Source organism: Achromobacter sp. (genome assembly GCF_050285585.1).
GTDB lineage: Bacteria > Pseudomonadota > Gammaproteobacteria > Burkholderiales > Burkholderiaceae_B > Achromobacter.
The window spans coordinates 146,212-168,263 of record NZ_JBLZXF010000011.1; the positions used below are offsets into that span (position 1 = coordinate 146,212).

At 67.2% G+C, this 22,052-nt stretch carries 23 protein-coding genes; 6 read left to right on the top strand and 17 right to left on the bottom strand.

The annotated features are described in order from the left end of the window. The first annotated feature begins 213 nt into the window (after positions 1 to 213). The 4 genes from prfB to ACN6PJ_RS17255 all read left to right on the top strand — a co-directional run bounded on the left by prfB (position 214) and on the right by ACN6PJ_RS17255 (position 3,984). Positions 214 to 1,318 (top strand): peptide chain release factor 2 gene (gene prfB / locus ACN6PJ_RS17240; protein WP_427997065.1). Its coding sequence is split into 2 segments (ribosomal slippage): positions 214 to 294 and positions 296 to 1,318, totalling 1,104 coding nucleotides; the frame shifts between segments, so codons are not numbered across the junction. Between the two features lie 40 nt (positions 1,319 to 1,358). Beyond that, positions 1,359 to 2,114: an SDR family oxidoreductase gene (locus ACN6PJ_RS17245; RefSeq protein WP_427997066.1), complete on the top strand. Its 756-nt coding sequence runs from the start codon at positions 1,359 to 1,361 to the stop codon at positions 2,112 to 2,114. A 10-nt stretch (positions 2,115 to 2,124) separates the two neighbouring features. Next, on the top strand, positions 2,125 to 3,648 hold the full coding sequence (gene lysS / locus ACN6PJ_RS17250; RefSeq protein ID WP_427997067.1) for a lysine--tRNA ligase: 1,524 nt from the start codon (positions 2,125 to 2,127) through the stop codon (positions 3,646 to 3,648). Between the two features lie 15 nt (positions 3,649 to 3,663). Continuing rightward, positions 3,664 to 3,984, top strand: a complete 321-nt coding sequence (locus ACN6PJ_RS17255; protein WP_427997068.1) for a preprotein translocase subunit TatB — start codon at positions 3,664 to 3,666, stop codon at positions 3,982 to 3,984. A 9-nt stretch (positions 3,985 to 3,993) separates the two neighbouring features. On the opposite strand, the gene ACN6PJ_RS17260 is transcribed toward ACN6PJ_RS17255, so the two are convergent. From ACN6PJ_RS17260 to ACN6PJ_RS17295, 8 genes are read right to left on the bottom strand one after another with little or no spacing between them, the layout of a single operon-like run. Further along, a complete protein-coding gene (locus ACN6PJ_RS17260; protein WP_427997101.1) occupies positions 3,994 to 4,620 on the bottom strand; it encodes a TetR/AcrR family transcriptional regulator in 627 nt (208 codons plus the stop codon). A gap of 27 nt (positions 4,621 to 4,647) precedes the next feature. After that, positions 4,648 to 5,802 (bottom strand): thiolase family protein, encoded by a 1,155-nt coding sequence (locus ACN6PJ_RS17265; protein ID WP_427997069.1) that lies wholly within the window; start codon positions 5,800 to 5,802, stop codon positions 4,648 to 4,650. Further along, a complete protein-coding gene (locus ACN6PJ_RS17270; protein WP_427997070.1) occupies positions 5,799 to 7,658 on the bottom strand; it encodes an AMP-dependent synthetase/ligase in 1,860 nt (619 codons plus the stop codon). Before ACN6PJ_RS17270 ends, ACN6PJ_RS17265 begins: the two co-directional genes overlap by 4 nt. Further along, a complete protein-coding gene (locus ACN6PJ_RS17275; RefSeq protein WP_427997102.1) occupies positions 7,655 to 8,449 on the bottom strand; it encodes an ABC transporter ATP-binding protein in 795 nt (264 codons plus the stop codon). The genes ACN6PJ_RS17270 and ACN6PJ_RS17275 overlap by 4 nt, the downstream gene beginning before the upstream one ends. A gap of 49 nt (positions 8,450 to 8,498) precedes the next feature. Further along, positions 8,499 to 9,680 (bottom strand): ABC transporter substrate-binding protein, encoded by a 1,182-nt coding sequence (locus ACN6PJ_RS17280; protein WP_427997071.1) that lies wholly within the window; start codon positions 9,678 to 9,680, stop codon positions 8,499 to 8,501. A gap of 55 nt (positions 9,681 to 9,735) precedes the next feature. Then, a complete protein-coding gene (locus ACN6PJ_RS17285; protein WP_427997072.1) occupies positions 9,736 to 10,773 on the bottom strand; it encodes a branched-chain amino acid ABC transporter permease in 1,038 nt (345 codons plus the stop codon). Positions 10,774 to 10,776: 3 nt separating this feature from the next. Next, positions 10,777 to 11,655, bottom strand: a complete 879-nt coding sequence (locus tag ACN6PJ_RS17290) for a branched-chain amino acid ABC transporter permease (RefSeq protein WP_427997073.1) — start codon at positions 11,653 to 11,655, stop codon at positions 10,777 to 10,779. Then, complete coding sequence (locus tag ACN6PJ_RS17295) at positions 11,655 to 12,479, bottom strand: ABC transporter ATP-binding protein (RefSeq protein WP_427997074.1); 825 nt, start codon at positions 12,477 to 12,479, stop codon at positions 11,655 to 11,657. Before ACN6PJ_RS17295 ends, ACN6PJ_RS17290 begins: the two co-directional genes overlap by 1 nt. Before the next feature lie 305 nt (positions 12,480 to 12,784). Here ACN6PJ_RS17295 and ACN6PJ_RS17300 point away from each other — a divergent pair, with 305 nt between their 5' ends. Beyond that, the gene (locus tag ACN6PJ_RS17300; protein WP_427997075.1) at positions 12,785 to 13,588 is read left to right on the top strand and encodes an enoyl-CoA hydratase/isomerase family protein; all 804 of its coding nucleotides are present in this window, start codon (positions 12,785 to 12,787) and stop codon (positions 13,586 to 13,588) included. Here ACN6PJ_RS17300 and ACN6PJ_RS17305 read toward each other — a convergent pair. Genes ACN6PJ_RS17305 through ACN6PJ_RS17315 form a run of 3 tightly spaced genes read right to left on the bottom strand, consistent with a single transcriptional unit; the run spans position 13,585 to position 16,572 of the window. Next, positions 13,585 to 14,370 carry an enoyl-CoA hydratase/isomerase family protein gene (locus tag ACN6PJ_RS17305; protein WP_427997076.1) on the bottom strand — a complete coding sequence of 262 codons (786 nt, stop codon included), beginning with the start codon at positions 14,368 to 14,370 and terminating at the stop codon, positions 13,585 to 13,587. The genes ACN6PJ_RS17300 and ACN6PJ_RS17305 overlap by 4 nt on opposite strands. Beyond that, positions 14,367 to 15,596, bottom strand: coding sequence for a CaiB/BaiF CoA transferase family protein (locus ACN6PJ_RS17310; RefSeq protein WP_427997077.1), 1,230 nt, complete (start codon positions 15,594 to 15,596; stop codon positions 14,367 to 14,369). Before ACN6PJ_RS17310 ends, ACN6PJ_RS17305 begins: the two co-directional genes overlap by 4 nt. Positions 15,597 to 15,600: 4 nt before the next feature. Beyond that, on the bottom strand, positions 15,601 to 16,572 hold the full coding sequence (locus tag ACN6PJ_RS17315) for a Bug family tripartite tricarboxylate transporter substrate binding protein (protein WP_427997078.1): 972 nt from the start codon (positions 16,570 to 16,572) through the stop codon (positions 15,601 to 15,603). 123 nt (positions 16,573 to 16,695) lie between these two features. Here ACN6PJ_RS17315 and ACN6PJ_RS17320 point away from each other — a divergent pair, with 123 nt between their 5' ends. Further along, a complete protein-coding gene (locus ACN6PJ_RS17320; RefSeq protein WP_427997079.1) occupies positions 16,696 to 17,655 on the top strand; it encodes a LysR family transcriptional regulator in 960 nt (319 codons plus the stop codon). On the opposite strand, the gene ACN6PJ_RS17325 is transcribed toward ACN6PJ_RS17320, so the two are convergent. From ACN6PJ_RS17325 to iscA, 6 genes are all read right to left on the bottom strand, one after another. Beyond that, the gene (locus ACN6PJ_RS17325) at positions 17,648 to 18,532 is read right to left on the bottom strand and encodes a methylglyoxal synthase (protein ID WP_427997080.1); all 885 of its coding nucleotides are present in this window, start codon (positions 18,530 to 18,532) and stop codon (positions 17,648 to 17,650) included. The genes ACN6PJ_RS17320 and ACN6PJ_RS17325 overlap by 8 nt on opposite strands. A gap of 212 nt (positions 18,533 to 18,744) precedes the next feature. Beyond that, entirely contained in the window at positions 18,745 to 18,939 is a 195-nt protein-coding gene (iscX, locus tag ACN6PJ_RS17330) for a Fe-S cluster assembly protein IscX (protein WP_427997081.1), read from the bottom strand. After that, a complete protein-coding gene (fdx, locus tag ACN6PJ_RS17335; RefSeq protein ID WP_427997082.1) occupies positions 18,939 to 19,280 on the bottom strand; it encodes an ISC system 2Fe-2S type ferredoxin in 342 nt (113 codons plus the stop codon). Before fdx ends, iscX begins: the two co-directional genes overlap by 1 nt. Positions 19,281 to 19,289: 9 nt before the next feature. Next, positions 19,290 to 21,140, bottom strand: a complete 1,851-nt coding sequence (gene hscA / locus ACN6PJ_RS17340; RefSeq protein ID WP_427997083.1) for a Fe-S protein assembly chaperone HscA — start codon at positions 21,138 to 21,140, stop codon at positions 19,290 to 19,292. A 71-nt stretch (positions 21,141 to 21,211) separates the two neighbouring features. Then, entirely contained in the window at positions 21,212 to 21,724 is a 513-nt protein-coding gene (gene hscB / locus ACN6PJ_RS17345; protein ID WP_427997084.1) for a Fe-S protein assembly co-chaperone HscB, read from the bottom strand. 3 nt (positions 21,725 to 21,727) lie between these two features. Next, positions 21,728 to 22,051, bottom strand: coding sequence for an iron-sulfur cluster assembly protein IscA (gene iscA / locus ACN6PJ_RS17350; RefSeq protein ID WP_043547644.1), 324 nt, complete (start codon positions 22,049 to 22,051; stop codon positions 21,728 to 21,730). Position 22,052 lies beyond the last annotated feature (1 nt).

A 22,052-nucleotide genomic window follows, 5' to 3' on the forward strand; every position in this document is an offset into this window, starting at 1 on the left:
GCGCGTTGGCGGCCGACGCGGCCGGATAGGGCCGCATGGCCGATTACGCAGCCTAGAACCACACAGTTGACAAAAAACTGAACAACTTTGAGCCTTCCGGCCGAACCCAGAGGATCGATCCGTCCCCCTCTTGGCGATATCCGGCCCACGCGCCGGGGTCAAGCGCGCTAAAATGTTCGGTTTCGCACAAAAGTCATCAAGACAGGATCAATCATGGAAGCCGAACGTCAGAACCAGCTCGCAGCCCGCCTCGCCGACTACGCGGAGCGCGAACAGGCTCTACGGAGGTATCTTTGACTACGATGCCAAAGCTGAACGCCTGCAAGTCGTAAACGCCGAGCTCGAAGACCCGGCCGTCTGGAACGACCCCAAGCACGCCCAGGACCTCGGCCGCGAGAAGAAGGCCCTGGAAGACGTCGTGGACACCCTGACGGCGCTGGGCTCCGGGCTGTCGGATTCGAACGAGCTGTTCGAACTGGCCGCCTCCGACGACGACGACGCCACGCTCGAATCCATCGAGCAGGACGCCGACGCCTTCCAGGAGAAGCTGGAAGCGCTGGAATTCCGCCGCATGTTCTCCAACCCGGCCGACCCGCTGAACTGCTTCCTGGACATCCAGGCCGGCGCCGGCGGCACCGAAGCGCAGGACTGGGCCTCCATGCTGCTGCGCCAGTACCTCAAGTATGCGGAACGGAAAGGCTTCAAGGCCGAAGTCCTGGAAGAATCCGAAGGCGAAGTCGCGGGCATCAAGTCCGCCACCATCAAGCTCGAGGGCGAGTACGCCTTCGGCTACCTGCGCACGGAAACCGGCGTGCACCGCCTGGTGCGCAAGAGCCCGTTCGACTCGTCGGGCGGCCGCCATACGTCGTTCGCCAGCGTGTTCGTCTACCCCGAAGTCGATGATTCCTTCGAAGTCGAAGTGAACCCCGCCGACCTGCGCGTGGACACCTACCGCGCCAGCGGCGCGGGCGGCCAGCACATCAACAAGACCGACTCCGCGGTCCGCCTGACCCACATGCCCACCGGCATCGTGGTGCAGTGCCAGAACGACCGCTCCCAGCACCGCAACCGCGCCGAAGCCATGCAAATGCTGAAGTCCAAGCTCTACGAGCTGGAAATGCGCAACCGCATGGCCGAACAGCAGAAGCTGGAAGATTCCAAGACCGACGTGGGCTGGGGCCACCAGATCCGTTCCTACGTGCTGGACCAGAGCCGCATCAAGGACCTGCGCACGAACGTCGAAATCTCCAATACGCAGAAAGTGCTGGACGGCGACCTGGATCCCTTCATCCAGGCCAGCCTGAAGCAAGGCATCTGAGTTTCGCGACACGCCCCTTCACCCATCAAGAGGTTCACGAATGTCCGACACCATTGCAATTCTCACCGGCGCATCGCGTGGCATCGGCGCCGCCATGGCCCGTGGCCTGGCCAAGCCGGGCACGCGCCTGATCACGCTGGCGCGCCGCGAAGATTCCGAGCTGGCGGCGTACGCGCGCGCCCAGGACGCGCAGCTGGAACAGCTGTCCGTGGACCTCTCCGACCTGAAGGCGGCGGAAGCTGCCGCCGAGCGCATCTGCGCCTCGCTGCCGCGCGACGCGAAACGCTACCTGCTGATCAATAACGCGGGCACCGTGCACCCCATTCTCGCCACCGGGGCGCTCACCGACGGCGCGGCCATCGCCTCCGCCTTCAACCTGAACGTCTCCGCGGTGATGCTGCTCACGGCCCGTTTCCTGTCCGCCGTCCAAGGCCTGGACGCCGACCGCCGCGTGCTCAACATCTCCTCCGGCGCGGGCCGCAACCCCAACGCCGGCTGGGGCGTGTACTGCGCCACCAAGGCCGCGCTCGACATGTACACGCGCGTGGTCAAGCAGGAACAAGGCGCCGGCGGCGCGCGCATCGTCGCGCTGGCCCCCGGCATCGTCGACACCGACATGCAGGTCGCCATCCGCTCCAGCGATCCGGAGGACTTCCCGGCGCTGGCCAAGTTCCAGGACTTCCACGCGACCGGCAAGCTGTCTTCGCCCGCCAACGTGGCCGCCCGCATCCTCGCCTACCTGGATCGCGAAGATTTCGGCACGACCGAAATCGACGACATCCGCAATTACGACTGATTTCCCTACCATGACCGACCACTCGACCGCTCCGGCACCCGCCCAGGATGAAAACCGCTTGATCGCCGAACGGCGCGCCAAGCTGTCCAAACTGCGCGAAACCGGGGTCGCGTACCCCAACGACTTCGTCCCCGACGCCCGCGCGGCCGCGCTGCACGACAAGTACGACGGCCAGGAGCAGGAAGCCCTGGCCGCCAACCCCGTCGCCGTCAAGGTCGCGGGCCGCATGATGCTCAAGCGCGTCATGGGCAAGGCCAGCTTCGCCACGCTGCAGGACAGCACCGGCCGCATCCAGATCTACCTGGACCGCGGCACCCTGGGCGAAGACAGCTACGCCGCGTTCAAGCAATGGGACATCGGCGACATCATCGCGGTCGAGGGTTCGGTCTTCAAGACGAACAAGGGCGAGCTCTCGGTGCACGCCGCCAGCGCTCGCCTGCTGTCGAAGTCGCTGCGTCCGCTGCCCGACAAGTTCCACGGCGTGGCCGACCAGGAACTGCGCTACCGCCAGCGCTACGTGGACCTCATCATGACGGACGCCACGCGCCGCACGTTCGAGGCGCGCAGCAAGGCGATCGGCAGCATCCGCCAGTTCATGCTGAACGCGGGCTTCCTCGAAGTGGAAACCCCCATGCTGCACCCGATCCCGGGCGGCGCGGCGGCCAAGCCCTTCGTCACGCACCATAACGCGCTGGACATGGAAATGTTCCTGCGCATCGCGCCCGAGCTCTACCTGAAGCGCCTGATCGTGGGCGGCTTCGAACGCGTCTTCGAAGTCAACCGCAACTTCCGCAACGAAGGCGTCAGCCCGCGCCACAATCCCGAATTCACGATGATGGAGTTCTATGCGGCCTTCGCGGATTACCGCTGGCTCATGGACTTCACGGAAGAACTGATCCGGCAGGCCGCCGTCTCGGCCACCGGCAGCGCCGTGCTCACCTACCAGGAACGCGAGCTCGACCTCGGCAAGCCGTTCGACCGCCTGACCATCTGCGAAGCCATCCTCAAGTACGCCCCGGGCTACACCCAGGCGCAGCTGGACGACCCGGCCTTCGTGCGCGCCGAGCTCAAGAAGCTGGGCGCCGACGCCGATGGCCCGGTGCTGTCGCGCGCCGGACTGGGCGCGCTGCAGCTGGCGCTGTTCGAGGAAACCGCCGAAGCCAAGCTCTGGAACCCCACCTACATCATCGACTACCCGGTGGAGGTTTCCCCGCTGGCGCGCGCCTCGGATACCCGCGAGGGCATCACGGAACGCTTCGAGCTGTTCATGACGGGGCGCGAAATCGCCAACGGCTTCTCGGAGCTGAACGATCCCGAAGACCAGGCCGAGCGCTTCCGCGCGCAAGTCGAGGCCAAGGATGCCGGCGACGAGGAAGCCATGTTCTACGATGCGGACTACATCCGCGCGCTGGAATACGGCATGCCCCCGACGGGCGGCTGCGGCATCGGCATCGACCGCCTGGTCATGCTGCTGACCGACAGCCCGAGCATCCGCGACGTCATCCTCTTCCCGCACCTGCGCCGTGAAGACTGACGGGCGGGCGGCGTCATGATCTTCAAGATCCTGATGCTGCTGCTGGTCGTGGCGGGGCTGGTCTACTGGATCAGGCAGCCCCGCGGCGTCCAGGCGGCCGCTCCGTACGCGCCCGCGCGGCCCCGCCGGCCGGCCTTCGTCGCCCTGTGCGTGGCCGCCGCCATCTCGGCGGTCGCCTCGGCGCTCAGCGTGGTGCTGTGGATGGGCAGCGTAGCGGGCGGCGTCACCGGCGGCGGCTATCGCGGCGAGGCGGACTTCCTGCTGCCCGTGGCCGGCTCCCTGCTGGCACTGGCCGTGGCCTGCGCCGTCGGCGCCTTCCTCAAGCGTCGCGGCTGAACCCCGGCCTCATGCCGGCCACCTGCCGGCGCCCTCCGGCAGCGCCGGCAGCGAGGCCTGCAGCATGGCGTCGATGAACTCCGCGGGCGGCAAGCGGCCGCCGGGCTTGTACCACTGCACCGTCAGATTCATGGCGCCCAGCACGCAGCGCTTGATGACCCGCGCATCGCCCTTGAGCAAACCGGCGTCCACCGCCGCCGCGACCACCTCCTGCCACATTTCCTCGTAGCGGTCGCTCAGCGATTTGACGATGGCCTGGCTGGGCGCGGACAGGCTGCGCCACTCGTACACGAGCGCGTTCATGGCATCGCCGCCCGCGCCATGCAGCATGCTCCACATGTGCACCCGGAACAGCGCGGCCAGCCGGTCGGCCGGCGCGTCGTAGCGCGCCAGCGCCTGCTCCCCCCCGTCGATCACTTCCTGGATGCCGTTGTTCATCACGGCGACGAGGATCTCTTCCTTGCTGCGGAAATGATGGAAGAGGCTGCCGGATTGCAGCCCCACCGCCCGCGCCAGCTCGCGCACCGTGGTGCGCTCGTAGCCGTGCCGGCAGAACAGCTGCCCCGCCGTCAGGATCACTTCGCGCCTGCGCTCGGAGTCCGATCGTTCGTCCCGCCCGGCGGCGGCGGCCGGCATGGCGGTCCCGTTTTTTTCCATCTGGATTCACTGCCTCTGGATGATGGTCGCGCAAGCCATGCCGTGTCCGATGCACATCAGCTGCATGCCCAGCTCGCCCTCGCTGGCTTCCAGCCCCGTCAGCATCTTGGCCATCAGCCCCGCGCCCGTCGCGCCCAGCGGATGCCCGTGGGCGATCGCGCCGCCCCATGGGTTCACGCGCGCCAGGTCCGCGCCCATCTCGCGCTGCCAGGCCAGGACGACACTGGCGAACGCCTCATTGATCTCGATCCAGTCGATGTCGCGCAGGTCCAGGCGCGCGCGCGCCAGGGCCTGCCGCGCCGCCGGGATCACGCCCGTCAGCTGCAGCACCGGATCCGATCCCACCGCCACCCGTGCCAGGAACCTCGCGCGCGGGCGCAGGCCGTCGGCCAGCGCCGTGTCTCGATCCGCCAGCAGCACTGCCGCCGCTCCGTCCGCAAGCTGGCTGGCATTGGCCGCGGTCACGCTTCCCTGGCCTGGCGGCCTCAGGGCCGGCGCCATGGCTGCCATGCGGCCGGGATCCGTGGCCTCGCGTATGCCCTCGTCGCGGCCCGCTTGCGCATGCGGCCCCGGCAGCAATTCGGCATGGCGGCCCGCCTGCGCCGCGGCCCAGGCGCGCGCGTGGCTCTCCCGCGCCCACTGGTCCATGTCTTCCCGGGACAGCTGCCAACGCTCCGCGATCCGTTCCGCGCTTTCGATCTGGTGTATCAGCGGATAGCGTTCCAGCAGCCTGGGATTCAGCGATTCGAAGCCTCGGAACTCTCCTTGCCCCAAGGTCACGTCCAGGAACATCGGCACGCGGCTCATGCTCTCGACGCCGCCCGCCACCACGTAGCGCATGTCGCCCGCCGCAATCGCCTGCGCCCCGAAATGCACGGCCTGCTGGCTGGATCCGCACATGCGGTTCAAGGCCACGCCCGGCACGCTTTCGGGCAGCCCGGCCAGCATCGCCGCCAGCCGGCCGATGTTGGCGCCCTGCTCGCCGGCCTGGCTGACGCAGCCCGCGATGAGGTCCTCGACCTTGCCATCCGGCAGGCCGGCGCGCTCCAACAGCCCGCGCACGGTTCCGGCCAGCAGCGCATCGGGCCGCGTATCGGCCCACCACCCGCCGCGCCGCCCGAATGGCGTGCGCACGGCCTCCACGATCACGGCTTCATTCATGCCGTCGTCTCCTCGATGTAGAGCGCCTCGATCTCCTCCGCATAACTGCGATAGATGCTGGCGCGCCTGACTTTCATCGTCGCGGTCACTTCGCCATCGTCATGGTCCAGTTCCTTGGTCAGCAGGTGGAAGCGCTTGATCTGCGCCACCGGCGCCAGGCCGGCATTGGCTCGCGCGACTTCCTGCTGGATCAGTTCGCGCACCGGCGCCGATTCGGCGAGCGAACGGAAATGCGTGAAAGCGATGCGGCGCGACTCCGCCCACTTGCCCACCGTGTCGAATTCGAGCTGTATCAGCGCCGACACGTACTTCCGCCCGTCGGCGATCACGATGCACTCCTTCACATACGGACTGCCCTTGACCGCATTCTCGATCTCGGACGGGGTCAGGTTCTTGCCGCCCGCCGTGATCATGATGTCCTTCAGGCGGTCCACGATGCGCACGCGTCCGGCCTCCTCCGCCACGACGTCCCCCGTGTGCAGCCAACCGTCGCGCACGGTCTCGGCCGTGGCCTGGGGGTTCTTGTAGTAGCCCTGGAACACCATGTCCCCGCGCACCAGCAGTTCGCCCGCCTCGCCCATGCGCCATTCGACGCCCAGGATGGGTTCGCCGACCGTGCCCACTTTCACGCGGTCCGGATGCTGGCCGAAGATCATGCCCGCCGACTCCGTCAGCCCGTAGACCTCGATCAGCGGCACGCCCAGCTTGCGGAAATAGCGCACCACGTCCGGAGGAATCGGCGCCGCCCCCGTCATGGCCACGCGCGCCCGGCGCAACCCGATGAAATTCTGCAGCGCGCGCAGCACCAGCCAGTACCACATCCAATACGTCAGCCGCTGCGCGGCCGTGTACTGCGCCGGCGATTTTTCCAGGAAAGGGGCGCACGCCTCGAGCGCGCGCCGGTACAGCCACTGCTGCACGCGCCCCGCTTCCTGCATCTTGATCGAAATGGCGGCGTGCAGTTTTTCCCATATGCGCGGCACTCCCAGGAAGATCGTGGGCGCCACCTCGCGCAGGTCCTCCTGCACCGTCCGTATCGATTCGCCGAAATTCACCTGCGCGCCCAGATAGACCGGCACGAAGGTGGACAGCATCTGCTCGGCCACGTGGCATAGCGGCAGATACGACAGGTGCACGCTGTGCCGGTCCATCGCCAGCCGGTCGGCAATGCCCGGGGCCACGCCCCGCATGTTGCGGTAGCTCAGCATCGCGCCTTTGGGCTTGCCCGTCGAGCCCGACGTGTAGATCATGAGCCCGGTATCGTCCAGCGTCTGGCGGTCCAGCATCGCGTCCAGCGCGGCCAACTCGTCCGCCTCGCGCCGCGCGCCGTCCGCCTCGACCTCGGCGAAGGTCACGATGAGATCGCGCTCGGCCGGCCGGTAGGAACGCAAGCCCTTGCTCTCGATCATCACGATCCGCCGCAGTTGCGGCAGCCTGTCCGCCACCTGCAGCACCTTGTCGGTCTGCTCCTGGTCCTCGCACACCACCAGTTCCACGTCGGCGTGCTCCAGCACGTAGCCCATCTCCTCGGCGGGGCTGGTGGCGTATACGCCCACCGCCACGCCGCCGACCGCGCCCGCCCCCATCTGGGCGAGCAGCCATTCCACGCGGTTCTCCGACACGATGGCCACCCGGCCGCCGGCGCCCAGGCCCAGCGCGCGCAGCCCCAGCCCCACGCGGCAGGCCCGCTGCCAGTATTCGGACCACGAAATAGGTTTCCAGATGCCGAAGTCCTTCTGCCGGATGGCAATGGCGGCAGGCTGCCGGCGGGCCTGTTCGCGCAGCATCTGCGGCAGGGTCAGCGCCGGCCAGGCGCCGGTATCGGCCGCGGGGGAGTTCCGTTGCTTGTCCATCATGAGAGCCAGCGCTTGCGGCGCTTGTAATGCTTGATATCGCGAAAACCGCGGGCCTCGCCCGAACCGCCCACGCCCAGGTAGAACTCGCGCACGTCCGGGTCCGCCGCCAGCTTGTCGGCGCTCCCGTCGATCACCACTTTGCCGGTTTCCATGATGTAGCCGTAGTGCGCTACCGCCAGCGCTACCGAGGCGTTTTGCTCGACCAGCAGCATCGACACCCCCTGCTCCCGGTTGATGCGCGCGATGATGGAGAAGATGCTCTCCACCAGCATCGGCGACAGGCCCAGCGACGGTTCGTCCAGCAGCATCAGGCGGGGCTGGGCGATCAGCGCGCGGCCGATCGCCAGCATTTGCTGCTCGCCGCCCGACAGGTAGCCGGCCAGCCCGCGGCGCCGCTCGAACAGGCGCGGGAAGTAGGTGTAGACCAGATCGAAGTCCGCGCGGGCGCCCGACCGGCCCGTCAAGGCGTAGGTCGCGGCCACCAGATTCTCCTCCACGGTCAGGTCCTCGAACACGCGGCGTCCCTCCATGACGTGCGCGAGGCCCGCGCGCACCAGGTTCTGGGGCCTGGCGCCGGCCGTATCGCCGCCATCGAAGACGATGCGCCCGCGCACCAGCGCGCCGTCCTCCAGGTCCAGCAACCCGGACACGGCCTTCAGCGTGGTGGATTTGCCGGCCCCGTTGCTGCCCAGCAGCGCCACGATGCTGCCCATGGGCACCGACAGCGACAGGCCGCGCAGCACCTGCACCGCCTTGTTGTAGACGACTTCGATATTGTTGATATCGAGCACCGCCGAGGCCGGTGCCGCCTGCGCGTCATGTCCGGGGTTCACGGCTTCCTCACTTCAACACGATCCAGTCCGACGCCGGCACCATCTGCTTCTGCTTCACGTCCGCCCGGTAGATCCGGCCCACGGGAATCGAGTTGCCCTTGATCGAGATCGGCACGCCGATCAGGCCGCCCGTGTCGAAGTCCTTGATGCCGTCCAGCGCCGCCTTCATATTGGCGCCGGTCAGTTCCTTGCCCGCGTCCAGCGTGCGCTTGGCCACTTCGGTGAACAGCATGGCCGCCAGAAAACCCTGCATATAGCCGGTGCTCTGGTACTGCGGGCGCATCTCGCGGATCTTCTTCAGCATGGGCGCGTCGGCCGCGGTGTCGTAGTAGTAGCGGTACGGCATCACGCCCATGAAGCCTTCGGCGTCCTCGCCCATCTGCATGACCGTGGAATTGTCCATCGTCCAGAACGTGCCCATGTAGCGCGTCTTCAGGCCCATGCGCTTGCCCTGCCCCACGAACTCCGGAATCGGGGCCAGCACGTAGCCGTGGAAGATCGTGTAGTCGGGATCGGCGCGGCGCAGCTTGATCACCTCGGTCGATACGTCCACGCTGCCCGGCGGGGTCATGATTTCAGTGGCGACCTTCAGGCCGAGTTTTTCGGCCACCGCGCGAGAGCTGGCGATGGGGTCGCGCCCGAACTCCGTGTCCGAGTACACGAACGCCACCTTGGCGCCGGGCTGCTCCTTGGCGATGTAGCGCAGCAGGATGCCGAACATCTCGGTGTAGTCGGGCCCCAGCATGAACTGGGCGGGATACTTGGCCGGATCGTTCAGCTCGGTGGCGAACGATGCGCCGGTCATGAGGATGTCGCCGCTGCGGTTCAGCTCGGCGTTGATCGTCTTCGAGAACCCGGTCGAATCGCCATAATAGAAATTGACCTTGTTCTGGCTCGTGATCTTCTTGAAGGCCGCCACCGACGCATCCACTTTGTATGCGGTGTCCTCGGGCACGTAACGCAGCTTGCGCCCCTTCACCCCGCCCTGATCGTTGACGATCTTCACGTAGTCGGTGATACCGGCGTGGATGCCCTGTCCGGCGAACGCGAAGACCCCGCTCAGCGGGATGGAGCCGCCCAGCACCAGGTCCTCCGCGGCCTGCGCGGAGGGCGCCGATGTCAGGGCCGCCGCCAGGCCCAGCGGGGCCAACAACCTCGATAAACCGCTGCCGATCCGGATGCGCTTCATGGTTTGTCTCCTGAGGGTCTTATGGGTGGCCGCCGCCGCGCCGGTTGCGCATGGCTCAGGTGCGGAAGGGCCAGAGGTGGAAGAAACGGCGCACGCGCCGCCAGATTTCCGCGAGCCCGTGCGGCTCGAAGATCAGAAAGCCCACGATCAGCAGGCCGAAAACAATGGTGCGCACCGGCGAAATGAGACGCAGCGCGTCGCCGCCGACGGGCAGCCAGCCGACGATGAGCTTCAGCAGTTCCGGCACCATGGTCATGAAGACCGCGCCCAGGATCGAGCCTAGGATGGAACCCATCCCGCCCACGATGATGGCCGCCAGGAAGAAGATCGACATGATCAGCGGGAAGCTCTCCGGCGTGACGACCCGGAAAAAGTATGCCCACAGGCCGCCCGCCACTCCCGCGTAGAACGACGACAGGCCGAAGGACAGCAGCTTGTAGCGCAGCAGCCGGATGCCCAGCACTTCGGCCGAGATGTCGCGGTCGCGGATGGCGATGAAGGCGCGCCCGATGCGCGTGCGGAACAGGTTCGCCGCGCCCAGCACCATCAGCACCGTCACGGGCACGATGAGCCAGTAGATCTTGAACGAGGTATCCAGGTCCACGCCCAGCACCCGCGCCGGCGGCACCTGCAGCCCCGTGGTGCCGCCCGTGAACGCCCAGTTCGCGAAAATGAAATGCGCGATGAAGGATGCGGCGATGGTCGAGATGGCCAGATACAGGCCCTTCACGCGCAGCGACGGGATGCCGACGAACAGCCCGCCGGCCATCGCCACCACGCCGCCGCCCAGCAGGTTGAGCAGCACGGGCGTGCCCAGGCGCAGCTCCATCACCGCCACCGTATAGGCGCCCAGGCCCATGAAGGCGGCCTGCCCCAGGCTGACCAGCCCGGTGTAGCCGGTCAGGATGTTCAGGCCCGTGGCGCTGGCGATGTTGATGGCCACGAGGCAGGCCAGGTACAGCCAATACGCGTCGGCCACGAAGGGAAACATCACCAGCGATGCGGCCAGCAGCGCCAGCCATACCCGCTGCGTGCCAGTGTCGAACAGCGCTTCGTCGGCAAGATAGGTCTGCTTGGCAGTCGCGATGCGCATCGGTCACAGCCTCTCGATTTCACGGGTGCCGAACAGGCCGTAGGGCCTGGCCATCAGCACCACGACCAGCACGATGAACGTGGCCAGCAATTTGTACTCGCCCCCCAGGTAGGCGCCCGCCCAGGCCTCCAGCAGCCCGATGAACACCCCTCCCACGAGCGCCCCGGCCACGCTGTCCAGTCCGCCCACGATCACCACCACCAGCACAGACAGCCCGAACACGCCCATCGACGAGGAAATCCCGCCGATCGCGCCCACGATCACGCCCGAGACCGCCGCGATCGCCCCCGCGGCCACCCAGGCCAGCGAAAACACGCGCGGCACGTTGATGCCCATCGCGTAGGCGGCGCCCTGGTCCGACGCCGTGGCCCGCAGCGCCACGCCGCCGCGCCAATAGCGGAACACGGTCAGCACCAGCAGGGCCAGCGCCACCGCCACCCAGAATCCGTAGAAGACCTTGGGAGCCACGAAGGCCTCGCCCACCATCACGGGCGAACGCGGCATGAATTCGGGCAGGCGCCGCTGATCCGCCGTCCAGATGAGCTCCACCACGCCCACCAGGATGGATGCGAGCCCCACCGTGATCATGAAGACCGAGATCGGCGACTCGCCCAACATGGGCCTGATCGTCAGGCGCTCGACCAGGGCGCCGAACACGCCCGACGCCACGACGGCGCCCGCGATGGCCAGCCAGATAGGCCATTCCATACCCGCGGCGAACGCATAGAACATGTAGGCGCCCAGCATCAGGAATTCGCCGATGGCGATGTTCACGACCCGGGTAGCCTTGTAGACGATGACGAAGGCCAGCGCCGCCAATGCATACAGTCCGCCGCTGCCCAGCCCGGCCAGCGTGACCTCGAGGAAGAACAGCAGGTCCATCAGGCCGCCTCCCTCAGCCTGCGGCGCAGGTCGCCCACGTCGCCCGCGCCCAGGTAGGCCTGGATGACCTGCGGGTCCGCCTGTACCTCGGCGGGGGTGCCGTCGGCGATCACCTGTCCGAAATTCAGCACCACCACGTGATCCGAAAGGTCCATCACCATGCCCATGTCGTGCTCGACCATCAGCACGGTCACGCCCCATTCGGAGCGCGCGTCCAGGATGAAGCGCGCCATGTCGTCGGTCTCTTCGCGGTTCATGCCCGCCACGGGCTCGTCCAGCATCAGCACCTTGGGATTCATGGCCAGCGCGCGCGCCAGCTCCACGCGCTTCTGCAGGCCATAGGACAGCGCCGACACCGGCGCATGGCGGATGTGGTCGATCTCCAGGAAGTCGATGATGCGCGCCTCGATGTCGGCGCGCAGCGCCATCTCTTCGCGCCGCGCCCGCCCCAGGTACAGCAGCGCATCCAGCACGTTGCAACGCAAATGGGCATGGCGGCCCAGCTTGATGTTGTCCAGCACCGTCATGCCGCGGAACAGCGCGATGTTCTGGAAGCTGCGGGCCAGGCCCAGCCTGGCGCGCTCCGGGGCCGCCACGCGCGAAATGTCGCGCCCGAGGAAACGGATCTGGCCCGCCGCGGGCTTGTAGAAACCGGAAATGGTATTGAACAGCGAGGTCTTGCCGGCGCCGTTGGGGCCGATGACCGTGGTGATGGACCCGGGCGCCACGCGGAACCCCACGTCCGTGAGCGCCTTGACCCCGCCAAACGCCAGCGTGACTCCATCCACCTCCAGCAAGGGAGGGCTATCGGACTGATCCACCATCTGTCTCCTCGCTTTTGCCGCGAAGTTCTTTGCCGCCGGACCGCTTCAAGGCAACGACGCGGCCCTGTGGGCAGCAAGCCGAAGACGCGGCGTGGAGGCCTGTTCTGGGACGTCGGACTGGCGAACCCGCGAGGCAGGAGATGCAACGAACCTGTCTTTTACCTACGCCAGTACAGCGCCGGAAAATCGTTCTATGCGTTACGCTAGGCGTGCTTGAAAGAAAACCAAGCAAGCGCTCGGTTCAGACCATAGCATCGCGATTTTTGGATCGACAGTTGGTATTTACCCGATAACGGAGACACGTCATGCCCCCTGGAATTCCAAGCTTCCAGACGCTGCTTCTGGAAACCGACGGCGCCATCGCGACCGTGACGCTGAACCGCGCCGATGCGCTCAACGCGATCGACGTGGCGATGGCTCAAGACCTGCAACGGGCCGCCCAATGGCTGGAGGCCAGGAGCGATATCCGCGTGGTGCTGCTGCGCGCCGCGGGCAAGATCTTCTGCGCCGGCGGCGACATCGCCATGTTCGAAGGCGATGCCGGCCACGTGCGCGAGACCCTGCTCGATCTGTTCACGCCGCTCAACGATTTCGTCTCCCGCATCGCGCGCATGGACAAGGCGTGGCTGGCGCAGGTACACGGCATCGCTGCGGGCGCCGGGCTGTCGCTGGTGCTCGCCTGCGACCTGGCCATCGCCGCCGACGACGCCCGCTTCATGACGGCCTACCTGAAGCTGGGCGCCACGCCCGACGCCGGCATGACGCATGGATTGACGCGCGTGCTCGGCGCCCGGCGCGCGCTGGACCTGCTGCTGCGCCCCGATGCCTTCACCGCTGCCGAGGCACACGCCTGGGGCGTCGTCACGCGCGTGGCTCCCGCCGCGGGGCTCGCCGACGCCGCGCGCGCCTATGCCGCGGGCATCGCCCTCAATGCGCCCCACGGCATCGCGGGCGCCAAGGCGTTGCTGCGCTCGGCCGCCGGCGCCACGCTGGAAACCCAGCTGGCGGAAGAGACTGCGCGCTTCCTGGACTCCGCCTCTCGCGCCGACTTCGCGGAAGGCGTCCAGGCCTTCCGCGAAAAACGGCCGCCGCGGTTCTCCGGCCGTTAAGTCCGGTCCGCCACGGCAGCCCAATCCGGCTTGCGCTTTTCCACGAAGGCGCGCAAGCCTTCGCGGGCTTCGGGCGTGGCGGCCGCGTTGCAGAACACTTCCACCGCGGTGGCGACACGGCGCCGGAACTCGTTGTCATTGCTGAAGACGAAGGCGCGACGCCCCATCCCCAGCACCTGCGGCGGCTTGGCGGCCAGCGACCGCGCCAGCGCGCGCGCCTGCTCCAGCAGTTCCGCTTCCGGCGCCACACGCGCCACCAGTCCCAGCCCCTGTGCCTCCGTGGCGTCGAACGTCCTGCCGGTGAACAGCAGATCGAACGCCCGGTGCTTGCCCACGATGGCAGGCAGGTGCACGTAGTGGATGGCAGGCAGCACGCCCACGTCGATCTCGGGATAACCGAAAGTGGCGGTCTCCGCCGCGACGATCATGTCGCAGGAAACGGCCACCGTCATGCCGCCGCCGCGCACGGCGCCGGACACCACGGCGATCGACGGCTTGCCCAGATTGAACTGCGCGTCGTACAGCTCGACGTACAGCCTCGTCAACAGGCGGTGGATGCGTGCGGGCGTGCTGTCCAGCAGCTTTTTCATGTCCAGCCCGGCGCAGAACCGCCCGGGCAGATCGCTGGCAAGCACAATGGCTCGCACGGTCGGATCCGCGTCGGCCCGCGCCAGCGCGGCGATCAGTTCGTCCAGCATCTCCACGTCGAGCGCGTTGACCGGCGCGTGGCTGAGATGGATCTCCGCGACCTGCTCGCGGACTGCGTAATGCAGGAATTTCATGCGGATTCTCCCTTAGGCATATGGGCTTGCACGCTGCCTGCGGCAAGCATCGCGTCGATCTGCGCGTCGTCGTAGCCGAGTTCGGCCAGGATCTCGCAGCTGTGCTCGCCCAGCAGGGGCGCCGGTAGCGCAGCTTCGCGGGGCTGGCGTCCGAAGCGCACCGGCAGCCCGACGTTGCGCACCTCTCCCAGTACGGAATGCCGGCTTTTCACGATCAGGTCGCGCGCTGCGACTTGGGGATGGGCCAGGGCCTGGTCCAGGGTATGGATCGCCGAGCAGGCGATGCCCGCCGGCTTCAGCACATCCAGCCACTGCGCCACGGTACGCGTTTCCATTCGCGACTGCACGAGGGCGACCGTCGCGTCGAAGTTGCGCACCCTGTCGGCGTTCCTCGCGAAGTCGGGCGCCTCCATGTGGTCCTGCAAGCCCGCCACCGCGCAGAACCGCTGCCACTGCGCGTCGTTGCCCACGCCGAGCATGATATCGCCATCGGCGGCGCGAAACGCCTGGTAAGGACACATCGCCGGATGTCCGGTGCCCATGCGGCGCGGAATCTGGCCGGTGCGCCAGTAGTTCTGCGCCATGTACGACATCAGGCCCAGCGAGGTATCCAGCAGCGAGACGTCCAGGTACTGGCCCTGGCCGGTCTGGCTGCGTTCCAGCAACGCGGCCAGGATTCCGCTCAATGCGAAGGAACCCGTGCCCAGGTCGACCGGAGAAAAACTGGCGCGGGCGAAGTTTCCGCCCGGCTCGCCCATGGTGCTGATCATGCCGCTGAAGGCCTGCAGCATCACGTCGTAGCCCGGCTCCTCGCCCATCGGCCCTTCTCTGCCGTAGCCCGAGATCTCGCAATAGATGAGCTTGGGATTGATGACGCTAAGCGTTTCGTAGTCCACTCCCAGACGGGCGGCGGTGCGCCCGCCGAAGCCCTGCAGCACCACGTCAGCCTGCGCGGCCAGCTTGTGCACCACCGCTTTCCCATCGGCCGACTTCAGGTCCACCGCCAGGCTGCGCTTGTTGTGGTTCACCGCGAGGAACGTCGCGGACTGGCCCTCGTCCTGGGGTAGCCAGGCGCGCGTATCGTCGCCCGTGCCCACCGGCTCGACCTTGATCACCCTGGCGCCAAGCTCGCCCAGGTACTGTCCGCAAAGCGGCCCGGCCAGCACCTTGCTCAGGTCCAGCACCGTGATGTTCTTGAGCGGCGTCATGCGCTTGGTGTCAGCCATGTCGTCACTCGGCCTTCAGGCCGATGGCGTTCGCGGCCTCGGTCCATTGGGCGGTCTCGCGCTTGAAGAACGCGTCCAGTTCGGCGGGCGGCACCTGCAGCGCTTCGGCGCCGCGTTCCTGCATCGCGTTGCGGTAGGCATCGCTTGCCACGACCCGCGCGATCGCCCCGCGCAGCTTCTGCACCACCTCGGGTGGGGTGCCCGCCGGCACCTGCAGGGAGAACCAGAATTTCAGGTCCAGGCCTGGATAGCCGGCCTCTTTCAGCGTGGGCACCCCGGGCAGCAGCGGCGAACGCTCGCCCGCGGTGATCGCCAACGCCTTCAGCCTGCCCGCCTGGACCTGGCCGATGCTGGTGGACATGCTGTCGAACAGGAAGTCGACCTGGCCGCCGATCACGTCCGTCACGGCATTGGCGCTGCCCTTGTAAGCCACGCCCACCGCCTGGAACTTGGCCAGTTTTTGCAGCAACGCGCCATAGACGTGAGGCGAGCTGCCGGGCCCGAACGTCGCATAGCTCAGGCCGTTCGCGGTGCCGCGGCCGCGCTCCACGAGCTCGCCCAAGCTGCCGACGGGCGTGCGCTCGGGGTTCACCACCAGCAGGTTGGGCATGGCTCCCGTCGTGCCGACTGGCACGAAGTCGTTCAGCGGGTGCATTTTCGCGCTCGGATACATCAAGGGATTGATAGCCTGCATGCCCACCGTGTTGTGCATAAGCGTGTAGCCGTCGGCGGGCCCGTTAAGCACGCTCTGGTAACCCACGTTGCCGCTGGCGCCCGGTTTGTTCTGAACAATGACCTGCTGCCCCAGTTCGCGCGCCAGCGGATCGGCCACCAAGCGGGCAATGAAATCGGTCGGGCCGCCGGCCGAAAATGGCACCAGCAACGTGATGGGCTTGGACGGCCAGTTGTCGGCGTACGCCGGGGCGGACAAGCTCGCCGCGGCAAGGCAGGCGGCCAGGATCTTCTTCAGCGCCATGATGTCTCCATAGTTATGTAGGCTTGCGCTGAATTATGCGAAACCGCCGGCTATATTAGAAATACCGTTTAAATATGCAGGCCATAATAAAATTGTGATAACCCTGGCAACCGGAATTCAGCGATGTCGATGTCCATACGCGCCATGCAGTGCTTCGTCACGGTGGTCTCCACCGGATCGATCAGCCGCGCCGCCGAAACGCTGCACGTGGCGCAGCCCGCATTGAGCCTGCTGATCCGTAATCTGGAAGAGGACCTGGGCGTGGTCTTGCTGCATCGCAGCGCCCGGGGTGTCAGCCCCACCGCCGCCGGCGCGCGCATGCTGGCGCACGCGCGCGAAATCCTGGGCCGCATCGATGCCGCGCGCGCGGACGTGCGAGAGGACGCGAACGTCCCGCGCGGGACCGTCTCGTTGGCGATGTCGATGTCGATGGCCAAACTGCTGACCGTACCGCTGCTGCGCTTCAGCCTGGAACACTGGCCCGGCGTTTATCTCAAGGTCATCGAATCCAGCACCGGGTACATTCCGGGCTTCGTCAGTTCCGGACATGCCGACCTGGGCCTGACATTCAGTGACGACGCCTCGGCCGACCTGCGCTTCCAGCACCTGATCGACGAGGAGCTCGTGGTGGTTTCGCCGCCCTCCGCGGCACGCGGCAAACGGGCGCAATCCGCGCAACTGCGCGGACTGCCGACGATGGGCCTGGACGCGCTCGCGGCATTGCCACTGGTGCTGCCTGGCAATCCCCACAGCCTGCGCCGGCTGCTCGATCAATATCAGCAGAGCGAACGCGTGGAATTCCGCGTCATCGCCGAGGCCAACGCCATTCCTCAACTGATCGAGCTAGCCAAGGCCGGCGTGGCCCACACCATACTCTCGTACGAGGCGGTGTGCCAGGAAGCCGAGCGCGGCGAGGTCACGTTGCACAGGATCGCAGGGCTCCACATGACGCGGCCTGTATTTCTATGCCGTTCGGACGTGCTGCCGCTGTCGATGGCCGCGTCGGCCGTCGCGGACCGCGTCGGCCGCATCATTGCGGATTGCCGGTCCGCCACGGCAGCCGCCCGGCCCCGGGTCAGATAACGCGCTTCTCCACCGCCTGGGCCCAGCGCCGCGCCACCGTGGGCGAGGTGGCGCAAGTGGCCGACTCAGTCACCACGCGCACTGCGCGCTCCAGCAGCTGGATGTCCGCTTCGTGCTGACGGGCCACGTGCGGGTCCTCGAAGAAGATCACGCGCTGGCACTGGTGTTCCAGCACCAGCTCGGCGATCTGCGCGTCGCCGCCCAGCGGGCCGCTCAGGTAGCGGTGGACCCAGGGCGTATCCTTGGGCCACCCGCGCGACCACGCCAGGTCATTGAGGCGGCCGCCGGTCGTGCCGGTCGCCACGCGGCGCGCAAAGCGCGACAGGACATCGAAATGCTCGCTGGCGAATGCGACCATCTCTTCCTTCAAGGCATCGTGCGCGATCAGCGCCAGGGTCTGGCCGGTGAAGTCGAACAGGCGCGAGGCCGAAGCGTCGGGCGCCAGGCCCGCATGCACGCGCTCCACTTCCATCCATTCGATGGCGCCCGCCAGGGTCGAAATGAAGGGCCGGCCATGCGTGATGCACTGACGTTTGAGCGCCAGCGCCTCGGGGAAAATCGAGGAGGGATCCACCGGATCGATCAGGTAGATCGCGCCATCGAACGGCGCCTGCCCGTCCCGGCCCTCGGTGACCCGGGCCACCAGCTTCATCAGGCCGCCCTCGCGGCCATAGGGATAGCGGATCAGCCCGCTATAGCCCTGCAACATGCCCTCGCGCACGATCGCATCGTGCGTGCGACCCACCGTATGCAGCTGCACGCCCAGTTCGCGTATCGTGGACGAGCACGCGCGCAGCCAGGTAAACAGGGCGGCATCGGGAGTTTCGTGGTGGAGCCGGTTGGCGGCCAGGCCAAAACGCAATTGGGCAGCGGGCATCTGTAGACTCAGGAAGGAGAACAACGGGACCCCCCATGATACCGGGAAAGCACTACCCCAACGCTGCGAGCGCGGTGCCGCCTCCGGACCGCGATCGTTGACCGGGGCATCCCATGCCTTCGAGGTGGCCGACGGCGCGGGAACCGAAGCCGGCGCCCCATACCCCCCATCTGCCGGGCACAAAAAAAGCTCCCCGCAGGGAGCTCCTTTCCTCAGTCGGCCTCGTCGATCCAGGCCATCTGTATGGCCTCCAGGATCTTCTCGCCGCAGTGCGCCGGGTCGTCGCTGAAGCCCGGCAAGGCCAGGACCCATTCACGCAGCTGCGTGAAGCGCAGCGTCTTGGGATCCACGTCCGGATAGGCATCCACCAGCGCGGCGGCGATATCGTAGGTGTCGGTCCACTTCATCAATGGCCCTCTTTCGCGTGGTTGATCGTGTACTTGGGAATCTCGACCGTCAGGTCGGCATCCGCCACCACCGCCTGGCAGGACAGGCGCGAAGTCGGGGTCAGGCCCCAGGCCTTGTCCAGCAGGTCCTCTTCGTCGTCGGTGGCGTCCTCCAGCGAAGAATAACCCTGCTTCACCACCACGTGACAGGTCGTGCACGCGCAGGACAGTTCGCAGGCATGCTCGATGTCGATGTGATTATCCAGCAGCACGCGGCAGATCGACACGCCCTTGGGCGCGTCTTCGATTACGGCGCCCTCCGGGCAGTACTCGGGATGAGGCAATACAGTCAGTTTCGGCATAACGTCTTATCAGGCGATCTCATCAAGTTTGCGGCCGGCCAGCGCGGCACGGATGCTGCGGTCCATCCGCCGTGCGGCGAAGTCGTCGGTCGCGGCCGACAGGGCCTGCACCGCGTCCTTCACGGTATCCGCATCCGGGGCATCCTGAGCCGCAATGGCGGCCTGCAGGCATTCGTCCACCCGCTTGCGCTCTTCCGCGTCCAGCAGATCGCCGTCCACGGCGAGCGCCGCCTGCACCGATTCCACCAGCTGGCGCGCGTCCACCTGCTGCTCGCGCAGCATGCGCGCCTTCGCATCCGTATCTGCCTGCGCCACGCTGTCGGCCAGCATTTGCGCGATCTCGTCGTCCGACAGCCCGTAGGACGGCTTGACGGAGACCATCGCCTCGACGCCTTTGCTCTGCTCGCGCGCCGTCACGCTCAGCAAGCCGTCGGCATCCACCTGGAACGTCACGCGGATGCGCGCCGCGCCCGCCACCATGGGCGGAATGCCGCGCAGCTCGAAGCGCGCCAGCGAGCGCGAATCGGCGACCAGATCGCGTTCGCCCTGGACCACGTGGATGCTCATGGCGGTCTGGCCGTCCTTGAACGTCGTGAATTCCTGGGCGCGTGCCACCGGAATCGTGCTGTTGCGCGGAATGATGCGTTCCACCAGCCCGCCCATGGTTTCCAGCCCCAGCGACAGCGGGATCACGTCCAGCAGCAGCCAGTCCTCGCCCGGCGCGCGGTTGCCGGCCAGCAGGTTGGCCTGCAGGGCCGCTCCCAGCGCCACCACTTGATCGGGATCCAGATCGGTCAGGGGCTGCGTGCCGAACAGCCGCCCCACGGCCTGGCGCACGACCGGCATGCGGGTGGCGCCGCCCACCATGACCACGCCGCGCACGTCGGCAGGAGCCAGCGCCGCGTCGCGCAGCGCGCGGCGCGCGCAGTCCAGCGTGCGCTCGATCAAGGGCTGGGCCAGCGTCTCGAAATCGGCTCGCGTCAGCACCGCATCCACGGCGCGGCCATCCGAGAGCGTGAGCTGCAGCCGGGCCTCGCCGGCGTCCGAAAGCGCTTCGCGCGCCGCCCTCGCCGCCATCAGCAGGCTGCGGCGATCCGACGGTCCGAGCTCTCCCGGGGCGACGCGATCCACGATCAAGGAGTCGAAATCATCGCCGCCCAGAGCCGTGTCGCCGCCCGTGGCGATCACTTCGAACACCCCCTGCGTCAGGCGCAGGATGGAAATGTCGAAAGTGCCGCCGCCCAGGTCGTACACCGCGTACACGCCTTCGGCGGCATTATCCAGGCCGTAGGCGATCGCGGCCGCCGTCGGCTCGTTCAGCAGCCGCAGCACGTTCAGGCCCGCCAGCCGGGCCGCGTCGCGCGTGGCCTGGCGCTGGGCATCGTCGAAATACGCCGGCACCGTGATGACGGCGCCGACCAGGTCGTCGCCCAGCACGTCTTCGGCGCGCTGGCGCAGCACCGCCAGGATCTGCGCCGACACTTCCACCGGGCTGAGATCTCCCTGGGCAGTGCGGATACGCACCATGCCGGGGGCATCGACGAACTCATACGGCGCGCGCATGGCCCGCGCTTCTTCGAGCGACCGGCCCATGAAGCGCTTCACCGACACGACGGTGTTCAGCGGGTCCAGCGCCTGCTGGCCCAGCGGCTCGCGCCCCGTGGTGACCTTGCCGTCGGGGAAATAACGCACGGCGGACGGCAGCAAGGCCTGGCCTTGCGCGTCCGGCAGCACTTCGGCAACGCTGCTGCGCACCGCCGCGACTAGGGAATTGGTAGTGCCCAGGTCGATCCCGACCGCCAGCTTGCGCTGGTGCGGCGCGGGCGACTCACCGGGTTCGGAAATCTGCAATAAGGCCATGATTCTGTTTTTCTGGTCAGTGGACGCCGCAATGCCGGCGTCCGTGTCGCAGGCGCCCGTCGCGCCTTGGGCTATCCAGCGGGCTGGGCGTGCGCCAGCTCTTCAGCCAGCTTCTCCACGAACATCCATTCCCGCACCTTGAGCCCGGCGCTGGCGTAATCGCGTTCCTCGTCGAGCAGGCGGGCGAGCGTGTCGCGCATGGAAGCCCGGGCCTGCTGCAATTCCGCCTGCAAGGCCGCGAGGGCCGCCGCGTCGCCGCGCGCGTCGTCCAGCATTTCGCGCCAGGTCATCTGCTGCATCAGGAAAGCCCCATCCATGGACGTGTTGCTTTCGGTCTGCAGGTCCACGCCGGCCTGTTCGCACAGGTAGCGCGCGCGGAGCAGCGGATCCCGCAGCAACCGGTAGGCCTCGTTCGCGCGCGCCGCCCATTGCATGGCCACGCGGCGTTCCGCGGGGCTGGCCGTGGCGTAGCGGTCGGGGTGCACCTGGGCGGCGACGGCGCGCCACGCCGTTTCGAGCGCCTGCGGGTCCAGGTCGAAGCGCGCCGGCAAGCCGAACAGGCTGAAGTGATCGTCTCCAGCCAAGACTTACACCGTGAACGACTCGCCGCAGCCGCAGGTCGCCTTCTCGTTGGGGTTGCGGAACTTGAAGCCTTCGTTCAGGCCTTCGCGGGCGTAATCGAGTTCGGTGCCGTCCAGGTAGGACAGGCTTTTCGGGTCCACGAAGACCTTCACGCCGAAGCTTTCGAACACGACATCATCCGACGCCGCGTCGTCCACGTACTCCAGCTTGTAGGCCATGCCGGAACAGCCCGTCGTCCTAACGCCGAGCCGTAGCCCGATACCCTTTCCGCGCTTCTGCAAGTAGCGGCCGATATGGGTGGCTGCCTGTTGGGTCAGGGTAACGGACATG

Bases quoted from the DNA above. Each gene is read 5' to 3' on its own strand.
- ACN6PJ_RS17260 (WP_427997101.1), bottom strand. From the start codon at position 4,620: ATGCCGGCCGCCGCCGCCGGGCGGGACGAACGATCGGACTCCGAGCGC.
- ACN6PJ_RS17265 (WP_427997069.1), bottom strand. From the start codon at position 5,802: ATGAATGAAGCCGTGATCGTGGAGGCCGTGCGCACGCCATTCGGGCGG.
- hscA (WP_427997083.1), bottom strand. From the start codon at position 21,140: ATGGCCTTATTGCAGATTTCCGAACCCGGTGAGTCGCCCGCGCCGCAC.
- ACN6PJ_RS17295 (WP_427997074.1), bottom strand. From the start codon at position 12,479: ATGGTGGATCAGTCCGATAGCCCTCCCTTGCTGGAGGTGGATGGAGTC.
- ACN6PJ_RS17255 (WP_427997068.1), top strand. From the start codon at position 3,664: ATGATCTTCAAGATCCTGATGCTGCTGCTGGTCGTGGCGGGGCTGGTC.
- ACN6PJ_RS17315 (WP_427997078.1), bottom strand. From the start codon at position 16,572: ATGGCGCTGAAGAAGATCCTGGCCGCCTGCCTTGCCGCGGCGAGCTTG.
- ACN6PJ_RS17270 (WP_427997070.1), bottom strand. From the start codon at position 7,658: ATGATGGACAAGCAACGGAACTCCCCCGCGGCCGATACCGGCGCCTGG.
- ACN6PJ_RS17325 (WP_427997080.1), bottom strand. From the start codon at position 18,532: ATGCCCGCTGCCCAATTGCGTTTTGGCCTGGCCGCCAACCGGCTCCAC.
- lysS (WP_427997067.1), top strand. From the start codon at position 2,125: ATGACCGACCACTCGACCGCTCCGGCACCCGCCCAGGATGAAAACCGC.
- ACN6PJ_RS17300 (WP_427997075.1), top strand. From the start codon at position 12,785: ATGCCCCCTGGAATTCCAAGCTTCCAGACGCTGCTTCTGGAAACCGAC.
- ACN6PJ_RS17290 (WP_427997073.1), bottom strand. From the start codon at position 11,655: ATGGACCTGCTGTTCTTCCTCGAGGTCACGCTGGCCGGGCTGGGCAGC.
- ACN6PJ_RS17285 (WP_427997072.1), bottom strand. From the start codon at position 10,773: ATGCGCATCGCGACTGCCAAGCAGACCTATCTTGCCGACGAAGCGCTG.
- iscX (WP_427997081.1), bottom strand. From the start codon at position 18,939: ATGAAGTGGACCGACACCTACGATATCGCCGCCGCGCTGGTGGATGCC.
- ACN6PJ_RS17245 (WP_427997066.1), top strand. From the start codon at position 1,359: ATGTCCGACACCATTGCAATTCTCACCGGCGCATCGCGTGGCATCGGC.
- ACN6PJ_RS17320 (WP_427997079.1), top strand. From the start codon at position 16,696: ATGTCGATGTCCATACGCGCCATGCAGTGCTTCGTCACGGTGGTCTCC.
- ACN6PJ_RS17305 (WP_427997076.1), bottom strand. From the start codon at position 14,370: ATGAAATTCCTGCATTACGCAGTCCGCGAGCAGGTCGCGGAGATCCAT.
- ACN6PJ_RS17280 (WP_427997071.1), bottom strand. From the start codon at position 9,680: ATGAAGCGCATCCGGATCGGCAGCGGTTTATCGAGGTTGTTGGCCCCG.
- fdx (WP_427997082.1), bottom strand. From the start codon at position 19,280: ATGCCGAAACTGACTGTATTGCCTCATCCCGAGTACTGCCCGGAGGGC.
- iscA (WP_043547644.1), bottom strand. From the start codon at position 22,051: ATGTCCGTTACCCTGACCCAACAGGCAGCCACCCATATCGGCCGCTAC.
- ACN6PJ_RS17310 (WP_427997077.1), bottom strand. From the start codon at position 15,596: ATGGCTGACACCAAGCGCATGACGCCGCTCAAGAACATCACGGTGCTG.